The sequence below is a fragment of the Bacillus sp. LH1 genome (genome assembly GCF_057924895.1).
In genome coordinates this window covers 3,693,179-3,709,338 of sequence record NZ_CM175007.1, presented here as the reverse complement: position 1 = coordinate 3,709,338, position 16,160 = coordinate 3,693,179, and the positions used below count along the sequence as shown (strand labels likewise).

Annotated in this window: 15 protein-coding genes and 1 riboswitch; all 15 genes read left to right on the top strand. The window is 35.9% G+C overall.

The window, feature by feature from the left end:
• The first annotated feature begins 91 nt into the window (after positions 1 to 91).
• A complete protein-coding gene (tepA, locus tag ACX9TM_RS19090; protein WP_000139806.1) occupies positions 92 to 841 on the top strand; it encodes a translocation-enhancing protein TepA in 750 nt (249 codons plus the stop codon).
• Entirely contained in the window at positions 838 to 1,041 is a 204-nt protein-coding gene (locus ACX9TM_RS19085) for a YlzJ-like family protein (protein ID WP_000605036.1), read from the top strand. Before tepA ends, ACX9TM_RS19085 begins: the two co-directional genes overlap by 4 nt.
• A gap of 212 nt (positions 1,042 to 1,253) precedes the next feature.
• The gene (locus ACX9TM_RS19080) at positions 1,254 to 3,635 is read left to right on the top strand and encodes a DNA translocase FtsK (protein WP_001118782.1); all 2,382 of its coding nucleotides are present in this window, start codon (positions 1,254 to 1,256) and stop codon (positions 3,633 to 3,635) included.
• Between the two features lie 203 nt (positions 3,636 to 3,838).
• A riboswitch (purine riboswitch) is annotated at positions 3,839 to 3,940 on the top strand.
• Between the two features lie 232 nt (positions 3,941 to 4,172).
• On the top strand, positions 4,173 to 4,898 hold the full coding sequence (locus tag ACX9TM_RS19075; protein WP_000114182.1) for a GntR family transcriptional regulator: 726 nt from the start codon (positions 4,173 to 4,175) through the stop codon (positions 4,896 to 4,898).
• Between the two features lie 88 nt (positions 4,899 to 4,986).
• Positions 4,987 to 6,072: a BMP family lipoprotein gene (locus tag ACX9TM_RS19070; protein WP_000725771.1), complete on the top strand. Its 1,086-nt coding sequence runs from the start codon at positions 4,987 to 4,989 to the stop codon at positions 6,070 to 6,072.
• Positions 6,073 to 6,189: 117 nt separating this feature from the next.
• Positions 6,190 to 7,722: an ABC transporter ATP-binding protein gene (locus ACX9TM_RS19065; protein ID WP_000456914.1), complete on the top strand. Its 1,533-nt coding sequence runs from the start codon at positions 6,190 to 6,192 to the stop codon at positions 7,720 to 7,722.
• Entirely contained in the window at positions 7,715 to 8,773 is a 1,059-nt protein-coding gene (locus ACX9TM_RS19060; RefSeq protein ID WP_001085254.1) for an ABC transporter permease, read from the top strand. The genes ACX9TM_RS19065 and ACX9TM_RS19060 overlap by 8 nt, the downstream gene beginning before the upstream one ends.
• Positions 8,774 to 9,733, top strand: coding sequence for an ABC transporter permease (locus tag ACX9TM_RS19055; RefSeq protein WP_000008856.1), 960 nt, complete (start codon positions 8,774 to 8,776; stop codon positions 9,731 to 9,733). It abuts the gene before it with no gap.
• Between the two features lie 209 nt (positions 9,734 to 9,942).
• Positions 9,943 to 11,217: an EF-P 5-aminopentanol modification-associated protein YfmF gene (yfmF, locus tag ACX9TM_RS19050; protein ID WP_000772418.1), complete on the top strand. Its 1,275-nt coding sequence runs from the start codon at positions 9,943 to 9,945 to the stop codon at positions 11,215 to 11,217.
• A complete protein-coding gene (gene yfmH / locus ACX9TM_RS19045) occupies positions 11,218 to 12,504 on the top strand; it encodes an EF-P 5-aminopentanol modification-associated protein YfmH (protein ID WP_000411976.1) in 1,287 nt (428 codons plus the stop codon).
• 100 nt (positions 12,505 to 12,604) lie between these two features.
• Positions 12,605 to 13,318, top strand: coding sequence for an elongation factor P 5-aminopentanone reductase (ymfI, locus tag ACX9TM_RS19040; protein ID WP_072770072.1), 714 nt, complete (start codon positions 12,605 to 12,607; stop codon positions 13,316 to 13,318).
• Between the two features lie 75 nt (positions 13,319 to 13,393).
• Positions 13,394 to 13,642, top strand: coding sequence for a DUF3243 domain-containing protein (locus ACX9TM_RS19035; protein WP_000114450.1), 249 nt, complete (start codon positions 13,394 to 13,396; stop codon positions 13,640 to 13,642).
• 138 nt (positions 13,643 to 13,780) lie between these two features.
• Positions 13,781 to 14,566 carry a DUF3388 domain-containing protein gene (locus tag ACX9TM_RS19030; RefSeq protein ID WP_000574107.1) on the top strand — a complete coding sequence of 262 codons (786 nt, stop codon included), beginning with the start codon at positions 13,781 to 13,783 and terminating at the stop codon, positions 14,564 to 14,566.
• 21 nt (positions 14,567 to 14,587) lie between these two features.
• Complete coding sequence (locus ACX9TM_RS19025) at positions 14,588 to 15,499, top strand: helix-turn-helix domain-containing protein (RefSeq protein WP_000137461.1); 912 nt, start codon at positions 14,588 to 14,590, stop codon at positions 15,497 to 15,499.
• A 64-nt stretch (positions 15,500 to 15,563) separates the two neighbouring features.
• Positions 15,564 to 16,142, top strand: coding sequence for a CDP-diacylglycerol--glycerol-3-phosphate 3-phosphatidyltransferase (pgsA, locus tag ACX9TM_RS19020; RefSeq protein ID WP_001052967.1), 579 nt, complete (start codon positions 15,564 to 15,566; stop codon positions 16,140 to 16,142).
• Positions 16,143 to 16,160: the final 18 nt, after the last annotated feature.

Genomic DNA, 16,160 nt, shown 5'->3' with positions numbered 1-16,160 from the left:
CTTATGGGTGATCTTTTTTCTTTTTAACCCTATCGAATGAAATTTATAACTTAAGAAATAATAGTTATATACGAGTGAAAGGGGATGCGAAATGACAGAACGTGATCGATATACAAATGAAGAAAAAGAAGCTGAGCCAAAAGAAGCTGGAAAAGAGGCTTCAATAGTTGAAAAAATTCAACAGCTTGGACAGACAAATGTACCACAGATGAATGAATCACGTATTCATTGTTTAACGATTATCGGACAAGTGGAAGGTCATGTTCAATTACCACCGCAAAATAAAACAACAAAATATGAGCATATCATTCCGCAAATTGTTGCGATTGAACAAAATCCGAAAATTGAAGGTTTGCTTTTAATATTAAATACAGTTGGAGGTGACGTTGAAGCTGGGCTAGCAATTTCTGAAATGGTAGCTTCACTTTCAAAACCAACAGTATCTCTAGTTTTAGGTGGGGGACATTCCATCGGTGTACCGATTGCTGTTTCTACTGACTATTCGTTTATTGCGGAAACTGCGACGATGACAATTCATCCAATTCGTTTAACAGGTCTTGTCATAGGTGTGCCACAAACATTTGAGTATTTGGATAAGATGCAAGAAAGAGTCATTCGTTTTGTGACGAAGCACTCGAAAGTAACAGAAGATCGTTTTAAAGAGCTTATGTTTGCGAAAGGAAATTTAACGCGAGATATTGGGACGAATGTAATTGGTGGGGATGCAGTAAAGTACGGTCTTATAGATGATGTCGGCGGTATTGGAAATGCGATTCGAAAATTAAACGAATTAATAGATGTTCGTGCGGAAGATAGTACAGAAGGGACAATGCTACAATGATTTTATATACAATTATGCCAGAGCAACTTGTGTATCCGGTCGATTATTCACAATGTGAAAGTCAAAAAGTTGTAAATATAAATGGTGTGGAATTAATGGTTTCTGAAGAGGAACATGGATGTTATTCTATTGTACGTGTGCTAAGTACGGACCCACTTCACTATTTAGAGTTTGAGCCCGGTCAGAAAATAACCTTTTAGCAAAAAGAAGGATTTTGTTTAGAAGCTATGGTATAATATAAAAAACAAGACGGTTGAGCAGCCATGAGTAGGCTGCTTTCTTCTGTTTATTTAGCATTTTACAAGAAGTGTAAAAATAGAAGATATAAAGACCAGAAAAATAGAGAAAACAGACATATAAATAGAGCGTTTTGAAGGGAGCTTTACTTATATGTAGAACACGAGGTGAAGAAATGGCAAAACAAAAGCAAAGAGGGACGAAGGCAAAGGCAAGACGTACGATAAAGCCAACTTTGTATTATGAAATCGTCGGTTTAACTCTTTTTGCACTTTCAATCATTACGATTTTACAGCTAGGCGTTGTAGGGAAATCGTTTGTGTTATTTTTTCGCTTCTTCTTTGGTGAGTGGTACATAATTGGTGTGTTAGGTGTAATAGCTTTATCGGTTTCCTTTGTTATAAAACGCGGATGGCCGAACCTTTTAAATAAACGATTAATTGGATTTTATTTAATTGTATTGGCGATATTAATGTTTAGTCATATTACATTATTTAACCTTCTTACAAAAGATGGAGCAGTGCAAAATACTTCTGTTATTGTGAGTACGAAAGATAACTTCTTTCTTGAAATGAAAAAGGGGCCAGATAGCGTTCATTTAGGTGGTGGTATGTTTGGTGCGCTTATGTTCGCAACATGTTACTTCTTATTTGACGAAGTAGGAGCTTATATCATTGGTATTATTCTAGTTATTCTCGGTATACTTTGTATAACAAATAAGCATATTGGAGAAGTGTTAGCTCCAGTTGGTAGAATTCTTAGAAGTCAGTTTCAAGTGATGCAAGGGGATTATAAAGATTGGAGAGCCAAAAGAACGGCTGAACAAACAGAAAAGAAAAAAACAACAAGAAGCACAAGAAGCAAACGTGCTGCAGAACAAGAAGAAATTATTGAGCCGATGGAAGAAATCTCAATTGATCCTCCGATTATTTCGAATTTCACTGAGAATTATCCTGTAAATGAAGAAGAGGATAAACGAATCGAAGTAGAGCAAGAAGAGTTGATCACTTCACCGTTTATTGAAGAGACTCCGCCAATTGAAGAACCAAAGAAAAAGCGTGGAGAAAAAATTGTTGAATCGTTAGAGAGTGAAGCGCAAGCACCTCCTATGCAATTTTCAAATGTAGAAAATAAAGATTACAAGCTTCCTTCACTTGATATATTAAAATTTCCAAAGAATAAGCAAGTTACAAATGAAAATGCGGAAATTTATGAGAATGCTCGTAAATTAGAACGTACATTCCAAAGTTTCGGAGTGAAAGCGAAAGTAACAAAAGTGCATAGAGGTCCTGCAGTTACAAAATATGAAGTGTATCCTGATATGGGGGTAAAGGTAAGCAAAATTGTCAGTTTAAGTGATGATTTAGCCCTTGCTTTAGCTGCAAAGGACATTCGTATTGAAGCGCCAATTCCCGGGAAATCAGCTGTAGGGATCGAAGTTCCAAACTCAGAAGTTTCGATGGTAACGCTGAGGGAAGTTCTTGACTCTAAGGCTAATAATCATCCGGAAGAGAAGTTGTTAATTGGTCTTGGCCGAGATATTACAGGTGAAGCTGTATTAGCCCGTCTAAATAAAATGCCTCATTTACTCGTAGCTGGTGCGACAGGTAGCGGGAAAAGTGTATGTATTAACGGTATTATTGTTAGTATTTTAATGCGTGCAAAACCACATGAAGTAAAATTAATGATGATTGACCCGAAAATGGTAGAGCTAAATGTATATAACGGTGTGCCTCATTTGTTAACGCCAGTTGTAACTGATCCGAAAAAAGCATCGCAAGCATTGAAAAAAGTTGTGAGTGAAATGGAACGTCGTTATGAATTGTTTGCTCATAGTGGTACACGTAACATTGAAGGATACAACGATTATATAAAAGAGCATAATAGTCAATCAGAAGCGAAACAACCCGAATTACCTTATATTGTAGTAATTGTGGACGAGTTAGCAGATTTAATGATGGTTGCTTCGTCTGATGTAGAGGATGCGATTATGCGTCTAGCGCAAATGGCTCGTGCTGCTGGTATTCATTTAATTATTGCAACGCAACGTCCGTCAGTTGACGTTATTACGGGTGTTATTAAAGCAAATATTCCATCACGTATTGCATTCGCTGTATCTTCTCAAACAGATTCTCGTACAATTCTTGACGGTGGTGGTGCAGAGAAGCTACTAGGTCGTGGAGACATGCTGTTTATACCAATTGGTGCATCGAAACCTGTACGTGTACAAGGCGCATTTTTATCAGATGATGAAGTTGAGAGAGTCGTAGAATATGTTATTGGACAGCAAAAAGCACAATATCAAGAAGATATGATTCCGCAAGATGTTCCTGATACGAAGCAGGAAGTAGAAGATGAATTATATGATGAAGCGGTTCAACTTGTAGTGGAAATGCAAACAGCATCTGTTTCTATGTTACAACGTAGGTTTAGAGTAGGTTATACGCGAGCTGCTCGCCTAATTGATGCAATGGAAATGAATGGTGTAGTAGGTCCGTATGAAGGGAGTAAACCGAGAGAAGTACTCATTAATGATGTACAAGAAAAAAGTTCTTAAAAAAAGCCTAATTGTTTTTACAATTAGGCTTTTTTATATAGTGTTTTTGTTATATACTATACTCAGCGATAAAGAAAGGGCTTACATTTAGGGGTGCCCTTTAGAATACGAATACTTTGAGTATGTTTTATGTAAATGTTCGATATTTAATGCAGAAAAATGTTAGATTTTGTTGACACGTATGAGAGCAAGTGGTAAGATTACTTCGAAAAGAATCACTGCCTCATATAATCTTGGAGATAAGGTCCATAAGTTTCTACCTGGCAACCATGAATTGCTAGACTATGAGGGGAAAAGTGTGTAACAAAGGATGTAAAGGATCTTTGTGCCGAACTTTTTCTCGAAATGAGGAATGTTTATGGTGCAAAGTTTTTTTTATGCAATAAAGAGTGAAAATTTTATTTTAAAAAATTATTATTATTTATTCGACAATTACACTTATTTTGGTGTTTAGTCATTTGTACTATGTTGTAAGTTGAAAAAAGAGAAAAGAAGTCTTACATCAGAGGTCGAATAATTGAAATGCGGGGGAGTCTTATGTCAGTAAAATCTGATAGTCGTCACCTATATCTACGGGTGATTGATCACATCAAAGAAAAAATTAAAGATGGCGCTTATAAAGAACGACAAAAGTTACCATCAGAGTTTGATTTAGCGAAAGAACTTGGCGTAAGTAGAGCGACTTTAAGGGAAGCGTTGCGTATTTTAGAAGAAGAAAATGTTGTCATTCGTAGACATGGTGTAGGGACATTTGTAAATGCAAAGCCATTATTTTCTTCTGGAATAGAACAACTTTCTAGTATTACAGATATGATTTCTAGTGTGGGGAAAACACCAGGAACAATCTTTTTATCATCATCTACTACAACTTTAACAGAAGAGGAAAAAGAGAAGTTTAATAGTGAAGATGGTTTTAATGCAGTGATGATTGAACGCGTGCGTACAGCAGATGGGGAACCTGTTGTGTATTGTATCGATAAACTTGCAAAAGAAATATTGCCAGACTTATCGGGTTACAATGAGGAATCATTATTAACGGTGATACATAATAACACGCATAAGCGCATAACATATGCGGTTGCTCACATTGAGCCAATTGGCTATCACCCTAAAATCTCACCAATTTTAGAATGTGAGCCTGAAACAGCACTGCTTGTATTAAAACAAATGCACTATGATCAAAATGATGAGCCAATCTTATATTCTATCAATTACTTTAGAGCTGATAAATTTAGCTTCCACGTATTAAGAAAGCGTATGTAGGTAAATTCCTTTTTAGGGAGGTGACAGCAAGAAGTAAGGAACAGCAGCGTAAGAATAAATATATATCATTTTTGGAGGGGTTTCTAGTATGAAGAAAAAAGCAGGCCTTTTATTATCATTAACTTTAGCAGCAAGTACAGTTTTAGGTGCATGTGGTAACTCGGATAAGGCGAGCAGTGACAAGAAAGACACGAAAGACAATAAAGACTTTAAGGTTGGTCTCGTAACGGATGTTGGGGGCGTTGATGATAAGTCATTTAACCAATCTTCTTGGGAAGGGTTACAAAAGTTTGGTAAAGATAATGGTTTAAAAGAAAAGACAAATTATCGTTACCTTCAGTCTGAAAAAGAAGCTGATTATATTCCGAATTTAAAAAAATTCTCAAAAGATAAATATGATTTAACATTCGGAATTGGTTATAAATTAGAAGGTGCAATTAAAGAAGTAGCAAAAGAATCTTCAAAACAACAATTTGCAATCGTAGATACTGTTGTAGATGCACCGAACGTAACGAGCATTACGTTTAAAGATCATGAAGGATCATTCCTTGTAGGTGCGGTAGCAGCTATGTCAACAAAATCGAATAAAGTAGGATTTGTTGGTGGAATGAAAAGTGATTTAATTAGTAAATTTGAAAATGGATTTAAAGCTGGTGCAAAGGCAGTAAATCCAAACATTGAAATCGTATCTGAATATGCAGAAGCATTCGATAAGCCTGAAAAAGGTACAGTTCTTGCTTCAGCAATGTATGGTCAAGGCGTAGACGTAATTTATCATGCTGCTGGTGGTACAGGTAACGGTGTGTTCACAGAAGCGAAAAACCGTAAGAAAAAAGGTGAAAATGTTTGGGTAATCGGTGTTGACCGTGACCAACATCAAGAAGGTATGCCTGAAAATGTAACATTAACTTCAATGATTAAACGTGTTGATGTAGCAGTAGAAAAAGTAGCTAAAGAAGCAAAAGATGGGAATTTAAAAGGCGGGAAAATTGAAGAGTTTGGCTTAAAAGATGACGGTATTGGTATTTCAAAAACAACTGATAACGTGAAAAAAGTTAACCCTGAAATTTTAACAAAAGTAGAAGAGCTTGAAAAGAAAATTACAGCCGGTGAAATTAAAGTGCCAGCTACAGATAAAGAGTATAAAGAATATGAAGCTTCTCTAAAAAAATAAATAGAGAAATAGCAAAGGTTAGTTCATAGAACTAACCTTTGTATGTATAAAACTTCCGAATTGCTTAATAAGTTAATAGTGTAATAGGGAATGTTCCCTGTTAAAAGGAGGAACACAATGGAATACGTAATTGAGATGAATAACATTACGAAAGTATTCCCAGGCATTGTAGCGAATGATGATATTACGCTGCAAGTAAAGCAGGGTGAGATACATGCTTTACTTGGAGAAAATGGTGCAGGGAAATCCACATTGATGAATGTACTATTTGGTTTGTACCAACCAGAGCAGGGTGAAATTAAAATTAAAGGTAAACCTGTAAAAATCACAAATCCGAATATAGCAAATGACCTTGGTATTGGAATGGTCCATCAACACTTTATGCTTGTTCATAATTTTACAGTTACAGAGAATATTATTCTCGGAAATGAACCGAAGAAAAAAGGGAAAATTGCTGTTGAGGAAGCTGCTAAAGAAATTCAAAAACTGTCTGAACAATACGGTTTATCTGTAGATCCATATGCGAAAATACAGGATATTTCAGTTGGTATGCAGCAGCGTGTTGAGATTTTGAAAACTCTTTACCGCGGTGCAGAAATTTTAATATTTGATGAACCAACAGCTGTGTTAACACCGCAAGAAATTCATGAGCTAATTCAAATTATGAAAAAGCTTGTGCAAGAAGGAAAATCTATTGTTCTTATTACACATAAGTTGAAAGAAATTATGGAAGTTTGCGATCGTTGTACGATTATTCGTAAAGGAAAAGGGATTGGAACGGTTGACGTTGCAAATACGGATGAAAATAAACTTGCAGAATTAATGGTCGGACGTCAAGTGAATTTTAAAACAGAAAAAATAGACGCGAAGCCAAAAGAAGAGGTACTTTCAATTGCAAACCTTGTTGTTCACGATGCACGTCAACTACCTGCTGTAAAAGGCCTTGACTTAACTGTTCGTGCGGGGGAAATTGTTGGGATTGCAGGGATTGATGGAAACGGACAAAGTGAATTAATAGAAGCAATTACTGGTTTACGAAAAGTTGAGTCAGGTTCTATTGCAATTAAAGGAAAAGAAATAACAAATTGGCCTGTTAGAAGAATAACAGAAGAAGGAATTGGTCATATTCCAGAAGATCGTCATAAACACGGACTCGTTCTTGATTTTTCTGTTAGAGATAATATAGTTCTGCAAACGTATTATAAAAATCCATTTTCAAAGAAAGGGATTTTAAATTTCAGCAAAATTACAGAAAAAGCAAAGGCTCTTATTGAACAGTTTGATGTGCGTACACCTAGTGAGCAAACGTTAGCACGCGCTCTATCTGGGGGGAATCAACAAAAAGCAATTATTGCACGTGAAGTAGACCGAAATCCAGATTTATTAATTGCGGCACAGCCAACACGTGGTTTAGATGTAGGAGCAATTGAATTTATTCATAAGAGATTAATAGAGCAAAGGGATAAAGGAAAAGGTGTATTACTTTTATCATTAGAGTTAGATGAAATCTTAAATGTTAGCGATCGAATTGCTGTTATTTATGAAGGGGAAATTGTAGCAATAGTTGATGCGAAAGAAACGAATGAACAACAGCTTGGATTGTTAATGGCTGGAGGAACAAAGAAGGAGCAGGTGGGTACAAATGGCTAAAAAGCTTTTAACAGAACGAACGATAAATATTTTAGTCCCAGTACTATCCGTTATTTTCGGCTTACTTGTAGGAGCGATTGTAATGCTAGTTAGTGGCTATGATCCAATTGTTGGTTATAGTGCACTTTGGACAGGAATGTTCGGCAGCGCAAGTGCGATTGGTGAAACGCTTCGTACAATGATACCGCTTATTCTTGCTGGCTTATCGGTGGCGTTTGCATTTCGTACAGGTTTATTTAATATCGGGGTAGAGGGTCAATTGTTAGTTGGTTGGCTTGCAGCGGTTTGGTTCGGTTATGCAGTCTCACTACCAGCTTTCCTTCATATTCCATTATCTATTTTATTTGCAGCATTGGTGGGCGGAATTTGGGGCTTCATTCCGGGATATTTAAAAGGGAAGTTTCAAGTGAATGAAGTTATTGTAACTATTATGATGAACTATATCGCTTTGTATGTAACGTATGACATCATTAAGCGTTTCTTACATGCGGGTAATGACAAAACGTATGATATTAAAGAGAGTGCGTCACTATCTTCAGACTGGCTTGCTTCTATTACTGATGGTTCACGTCTACACTGGGGAATTATTGTAGCAATTTTAATCGCTATTTTAATGTGGTTCTTATTAGATCGAACAACTTTAGGTTACGAATTAAAGTCAGTAGGATTTAATCAGCATGCTTCTCAATATGCAGGTATGAAAGTTTCTCGTAATGTAGTATTCTCCATGACAATTGCTGGTGCATTTGCGGGGATTGGTGGAGCGATGGAAGGATTAGGGACATTCCAGAGTATGACAGCGATGTCTTCGTTTACAGGAGTAGGATTTGATGGGATTGCCGTAGCATTACTTGGAGGGAATAATCCGTTTGGTATAATCCTTTCAGCTTTATTATTTGGTGGTTTGAAAAGTGCTTCCCCTCAAATGAACTTTGAGGCAGATGTACCGTCAGAGCTTATTAATGTAATTATTGCATGTATCATCTTCTTTGTTGCATGTAGTTATGTGTTAAGATGGGCGCTTACACGCATGAGCAAGGAGGGGAAATAAATGAGCTTTTTAGATATATTAGCCATTCTTGTGACGGGTACGTTATATACATCGGCACCTATCATTTTCACAGCACTAGGTGGTGTATTTAGTGAACGATCGGGTGTTGTAAACATCGGATTAGAAGGACTAATGCTATTTGGTGCATTTATTGGAGTCGTTACAAACTTATTAATGGGTGATACTTGGGGAACGATGACTCCGTGGATTGCGTTACTATTTGCGGCAATTGGTAGTGGATTATTTGCATTACTTCATGCGGTAGCTTCTATTACATTCCGAGCAGATCAAGTTGTAAGTGGTGTAGCCATTAACTTCTTATCTCTTGGTTTAACAGTATTTGCAATTAAGAAGATTTTTGATAAAGGGCAGACTGACTTTATTCAGTATCGTATTGAAAAGATTGATATTCCAGGCCTTTCGGATATTCCGGTTTTAGGGAAAATATTTTTCTCGAACGTACCAATAACGTCATATATTGCCATTATTTTAGCATTCGTTGTTTGGTATGTTATTTATAAAACACCGTTCGGTCTTCGTCTACGTGCTGTTGGTGAACACCCAATGGCAGCGGATACGATGGGGATTAACGTATATAAAATGCGCTATATTGGAGTCTGTATTTCAGGAGTGTTTGCTGGAATTGGTGGAGCGATTTTTGCAATGTCAATTTCTAATAACTTCTCAGGGGCAACTATTACAGGACAAGGTTTCTTAGCTTTAGCTGCTATGATTTTTGGAAAGTGGAATCCACTAGGCGCACTAGGTGCAGCTCTATTCTTTGGTTTTGCGCAATCTCTAAGTGTAACGGGCGGAACAATCCCTGTATTAGATCAAATTCCAAGTGTTTTATTAACGATATTACCATATATATTCACAATATTAGCGCTTGTCGGTTTTGTAGGTCGTTCTGAAGCTCCGAAAGCTTTAGGAACTCCTTATGAAAAAGGAAAACGATAAGTATTTTATAAGTATAAAAAAGCTCGCACATTAGTGTGGGCTTTTTTACATAGAATATATTTAATACGGAATTTTACTATGTTCCTTACATATTAAAGTTTTTAGAAAGAATCATATGTAAGCATAATAAGGGAGAAAAGTTGATTTTTTATTTCTAAAAACTGTATATTGAAGAGGAATATTCCTATATACGTAAAGGAGGGCTATAAATGAAACTAATGGAACAACAACTACATGAGTTAGGTGGTTTGCGCGTACATATTATTCCGACTGATAAATATAAAACGAATACCTTTGTATTTCGTTTTAAAGCGCCTTTAAATGAGGAGACGGTGACAGAGCGTGCCCTATTGCCATACGTATTGCAAAGTGCGACAGAAAAATTACCTTCTGTAATTCGTCTTCGTCAATATTTAGAAGAATTATACGGATCTTCTTTAGCGGTAGATGTAAGTAAAAAAGGGGAAGACCATATTATCTCCATTTATGTAGACATTGCAAATGAAGTTTATTTACATGATGCACCACCGTTATTTGAAAAAGCGCTTTCTATGTTGTCAGATATTGTGTTACATCCAGCAACGGAGGGGAACGGTTTCCTATCTTCTATCGTAGAAAGTGAAAAAAGAGCACTGTTACAGAGAATTGAAGCTACTTATGATGATAAAATGCGTTATGCAAACGAGCGTTTAATTGAAGAAATGTGCAAAGTAGAACCGTATCGTTTAAGTGCAAATGGAAAAAAAGAGAGTGTTATGTCTATTACAAATGAAAGTTTGTATCAATATTATCAAAAGGTGTTAGCGGAAGATGAAATGGATCTATATATTATTGGTGATATTTCAGAAAACGCCGTTGATCTTGTAAGTAAGTATTTTTCTATTTCAACTCGTCCAGTGAGAGAAAGAAATGTACTCCTTCATAGACGAAATAATGAAGAAAAAGAAGTTGTTGAAAAACAAGAATTAAAACAAAGTAAATTACACATCGGTTATCGTACATTTGTCACATATAAAGATGAAGATTATTTTGCATTGCAATTGTTCAATGGATTGTTTGGTGGCTTTTCTCATTCGAAGTTATTCGTAAATGTGCGTGAAAAAAATAGTTTAGCGTACTATGCAGCATCGCGCTTTGAAAGTCATAAAGGTTTATTATTTGTTATGTCAGGAATCGAAGCGAAAAATTATGAAAAAGCAGTTGAGATTATTAAAGAACAAATGCTTGCGATGCAAAACGGAGAGTTTTCTGAAGAAGAAATACATCAAACAAAAAGTGTCATCCAAAATCAAATATTAGAGGCAATTGATACACCACGTGGCTTTGTAGAAATGCTATATCATGGTATTATTTCAGATCGTACACGTCCAGTTGAAGAATGGCTTACAGGTATAGAAAGTGTGACGAAAGAAGAAATTGTAAAAGTTGCTAAAAATATTGAACTAGACACAATTTACTTTTTACAAGGAACGGAGGGAGAGTAAATGGAGAAAATTGTTTATGAGCAATTAAAAGAAACACTCTATTATGAAAAACTTCCTAATGGATTAGATGTATATGTTTTACCGAAACAAGGATTTAATAAAACATTTGCGACGTTTACGACGAAATATGGTTCTGTAGATAATACATTTGTACCATTAGGGAAAGAAGAAATGATTCGTGTGCCTGATGGAATTGCACATTTTCTTGAGCATAAATTATTTGAAAAAGAAGATCACGATGCTTTCCAATTGTTTAGTAAACAAGGAGCATCTGCAAATGCTTTTACATCCTTTACACGAACAGCTTACCTTTTTTCATGTACTTCAAACGTAGAACAAAATTTAAATACATTGCTAAACTTCGTGCAAGAGCCTTATTTCTCTGAAAAAACGGTTGAAAAAGAGAAGGGGATAATTGGGCAAGAAATTCAAATGTATCAAGATAACCCAGATTGGCGTTTGTACTTCGGGTTAATTGATAGCTTGTTTGTAAAACACCCAATTAAAATTGATATTGCAGGGACAATCGAATCTATTAGTAAAATTACGAAAGATTTATTGTATGAATGTTATGAAACATTTTATCATCCGAGCAATATGTTATTATTTGTTGTGGGTGCAATTGATCCAGAGAAAACAATGGATTTAGTACGTGAAAATCAAGCGAAAAAAGATTATAAAAACCAGCCAGAAATTGTGCGTTCATTTGAAGAAGAACCAAATGAGGTAAATGAAAAGAAAAAAATTATTTCAATGCCTGTGCAAACACCGAAATGTTTAGTTGGTATTAAAGCGACTAATTTAAAGGAAAAGGGGCAAGCGCTTTTAAAACAAGAAATTGCGCTTACGTTACTCTTAGATTATTTATTTGGGAAAAGTTCTGTTCATTACGAAACTTTATATAATGAAGGGCTTATTGATGATTCATTCTCGTATGACTATACAGAAGAAAATAACTTCGGTTTTGCAATGGTTGGCGGTGATACGAAACAACCTGATGAATTGGCAAATCGTTTAAAAGATATTTTATTAAAAACAGATTATGATCAATTAGATGCGGCGGCATTAGAACGAGTGAAGAAAAAGAAAATTGGTGGTTTTTTACGCTCGTTGAATTCACCAGAATATATTGCAAATCAATTTACACGATACGCGTTTAATGAATCTAGCCTATTTGACGCATTGACTGTATTAGAAGGACTAACCGTTCAAGACTTACAAGAAGTAGCGAAATTATTGTTATCAGAAGACAAAATGAGTATTTGTCAGGTGTTACCGAAAAAATAAAATTAAAAAGATACCCTCATCTTATCATTGAAAAATTGTAAGATGAGGGTATTATTTAGTTATGTGAAAATTGAACTTATAGAGATAAGAGAGGGACTTTATGAAAAAGTATGCGTTAGTAACTGGAGGGAGCGGAGGAATTGGCTCTGCTATTTCGAAACAATTAATTCAAGATGGATATACAGTTTATGTTCATTACAATAACAGTGAAGAAAGGGTATTGGAATTGCAGAAGGCATGGGGAGAAGTTATCCCTGTTCAAGCGAATTTAGCTTCTAGTGATGGAGCAGAGCAATTGTGGGGACAAATTGAACATCCTATTGATGTTATTGTATACGCAGCTGGGAAGAGTATTTTTGGACTAGTAACAGATGTAACAAACGATGAATTGGATTATATGGTAGAACTTCAAGTGAAGAACGTATATAAATTACTTTCTATGGCACTTCCGCCTATGATCGGGAGAAGAAGTGGTAATATTGTAATTGTTTCATCTATATGGGGACAAATAGGGGCTTCTTGTGAAGTGCTTTATTCAATGGTAAAAGGGGCACAAAATTCATATGTGAAAGCTTTAGCGAAAGAAGTTTCTTTAAGTGGATTACGTGTGAATGCAGTAGCACCAGGAGCAATTGAAACGGAAATGTTAAGTGTTTTTTCTGAAGAAGATAAAATGGGAATTGCTGAAGATATACCATTAGGTAGAATAGGATTACCAGAAGAAGTAGCGAAAACAGTTTCATTCCTCGTATCACCAGGAGCGTCTTACATAACTGGACAAATTATCGGAGTGAATGGCGGTTGGCACTGCTAAAAAATTCTTACATAAAAAATGAATAGTTGCACAAATTAAGGATGATTTTATTACTCAATAGTGAGGTGCTTAATTATGTCAGTATTAGATAATTTTGATCAGTGGAAGAGCTTTTTAGGAGAACGTTTAGAGCAAGCGCAAGACAAAGGTTTAGATGGCGGTGCGGTATCAGATATGGCGTTTCGTGTTGGCGACTATCTTGCTAATGAGGTAGAAGGACGCAATGACCAAGAGAAATTATTAGCTGAGCTTTGGAAAGTTGCTGATGAACAGGAGCAACATACAATTGCAAATTTAATGGTTAAGTTCGTACAACATAAGTAAAAGTAGAGAGGAGATTCTCCTCTCTACTTTTTTTGTATAATAATTACACAGGGTAGATTATACATTTAGCTTCCCTATTAAGGTGAAATCATATAATATAGTACGTAGGTGTAAAGTAAGCAAGGGGAGTGATCTTGGATGATTGAATGGTATTTTGAATATGAAATACATAAAAACCGACCTGGCTTGCTTGGTGACGTTTCTTCGTTAATCGGTATGCTCGGCATTAATATTGTCACAATTAATGGTGTAGATAATGCACGACGTGGGTTACTTCTTATGTGTGATAATCAAGAGCAAATCTCTAGACTTGAATCAATTTTAAATACGATGGATAACATAACGGTAACGAAATATCGTCCGCCCAAGCTAAGAGATAAGCTAGCGGTTAGACATGGTAGGTACATACAACGAGATGCAGATGATAAGAAAACATTTCGATTTGTGCGTGATGAATTAGGCTTACTTGTAGACTTTATGGCAGAAATTATGAAAAAAGAAGGCCATAAACTAATTGGGATACGCGGAATGCCTCGTGTCGGAAAAACAGAATCCATTGTTGCTGCAAGTGTTTGTGCAAATAAAAGGTGGTTATTTGTATCATCTACTCTTATTAAGCAAACTGTTCGTAGTCAATTAATTGAAGATGAGTATAGCGATGACAATATTTTCATCCTAGATGGAATTGTGTCAACGAAGCGTGCTAACGAAAGACATTGGCAGCTCGTTCGTGAAATTATGAGATTGCCTGCAACGAAAGTTGTGGAACATCCTGATGTATTTGTGAGTCAGTCAGAATACACATTGGATGATTTTGATTATATTATCGAGTTGCGTAACGATTATGATGAAGAAATTCAATATAATTTAGTAGATGAAATTGAGCAAGGTACGCAAAATAATTTCTCTATGTTTGACTTTTAAAGAAATATTGAGGTGTTAGTAGTGACGGAATTGGGACAAAAGCTGAAAGAAGCAAGAGAAGCGAAAGGCTTGTCTATTGATCAGCTGCATGAGATTACAAAAATTCAAAAACGCCATTTAGTGGCAATTGAAGAAGGCAATTATGATGTATTGCCAGGAGCTTTTTATGCGCGTGCATTCATTAAACAATACGCAGATGCGGTTGGATTAAATGGAGAGGAACTGCTCGTAGAACATCAGAGTACGATACCACAATCTGAAAAGCGTGAAGTTCCACAAGTATCAACGGGACAAAAAACACAAGAAACAATGCAAAAATCTTCATCATGGCCAATTGCAGATCACATGCCGAAAATCTTAGTTGCGCTGTTAGTAATCGCAGTTGGAGTGGTAATCTGGTTTGTGTTTCAAGCGTTAACTGGAAAAGATGATGAAAAAGTTCCGAGTGCTCAAAGTGAGAAAATTGAAGTTCAAAAAGCGAAAGATTCTCCGTTAGATACGAAGAAAGATGAAGTGAAAGCGGAAGAGCCAAAAAAAGAGGAACCAAAGAAAGAAGAACCAAAGAAAGAGGAGCAACCAGCACAACCAACTGGACAGCAAGAAGTGAAAGTAGTTGGAACAACTGGAAAGGTATCTACTTTGGAAATTCATAATAATAAAACATTAGAACTGGAATTATCGGGTAAAGGTGCGAGTTATGTAGATGTTAAAGATGATGCTGGGAATGTGATTCTAAACGCTACAGTACAAGAGGGCCAAATAGAAAAACGTGATGTATCAACATTAAAAGAAGTGCGACTTAATATTGGAAATGCAACGAATGTTGAAGTTAAACTGAATGGCCAAGTGGTCGCTTATCCATTGGATCCAGAAAAAGAACTTCACCAAAGATTGGTGATAAAAAACCAAGGGATAGAGCAACCTGCACAATAACAGTCATCGCTTCGATGACTTTTTTTCGATGAACAAATGTTTTTGATATGATGGAGGAATAGCTGTGAATTTACCAAATAAAATTACAATATCTAGAATCTTCTTAATTCCAATTTTTATGGTAATTATGTTAGCACCCTTTGATTGGGGTTCATACAAAATTGGTGATGTTGATTTACCGATTCAACATTTAGTGGGGGCACTTATCTTTATCATTGCTTCAGCTACAGATTGGATTGATGGACATTACGCAAGAAAATATAATCTTGTAACGAATTTAGGGAAGTTTCTTGACCCGTTAGCTGATAAATTACTTGTTTCGGCAGCACTTATTACATTGGTAGAGATGCAATATGTACCGGCTTGGATTGTTATTGTAATTATCAGTCGTGAGTTTGCGGTAACTGGTTTACGTCTTGTACTTGCTGGAACAGGGGAAGTAGTTGCAGCAAACCAGCTAGGAAAAATTAAGACATGGACACAAATTATTGCGATTGCAGCATATTTATTACACGATGTACCTTTAAATTTAATCCATATTCCAGTTGCGGATATCTTCATATGGATTGCATTAATCTTTACTGTTATTTCAGGATGGGATTATTTCTGGAAAAATAGAGCTGCTTTTGTAAACTCAAAATAGAAGTTTATGGGGGAATTG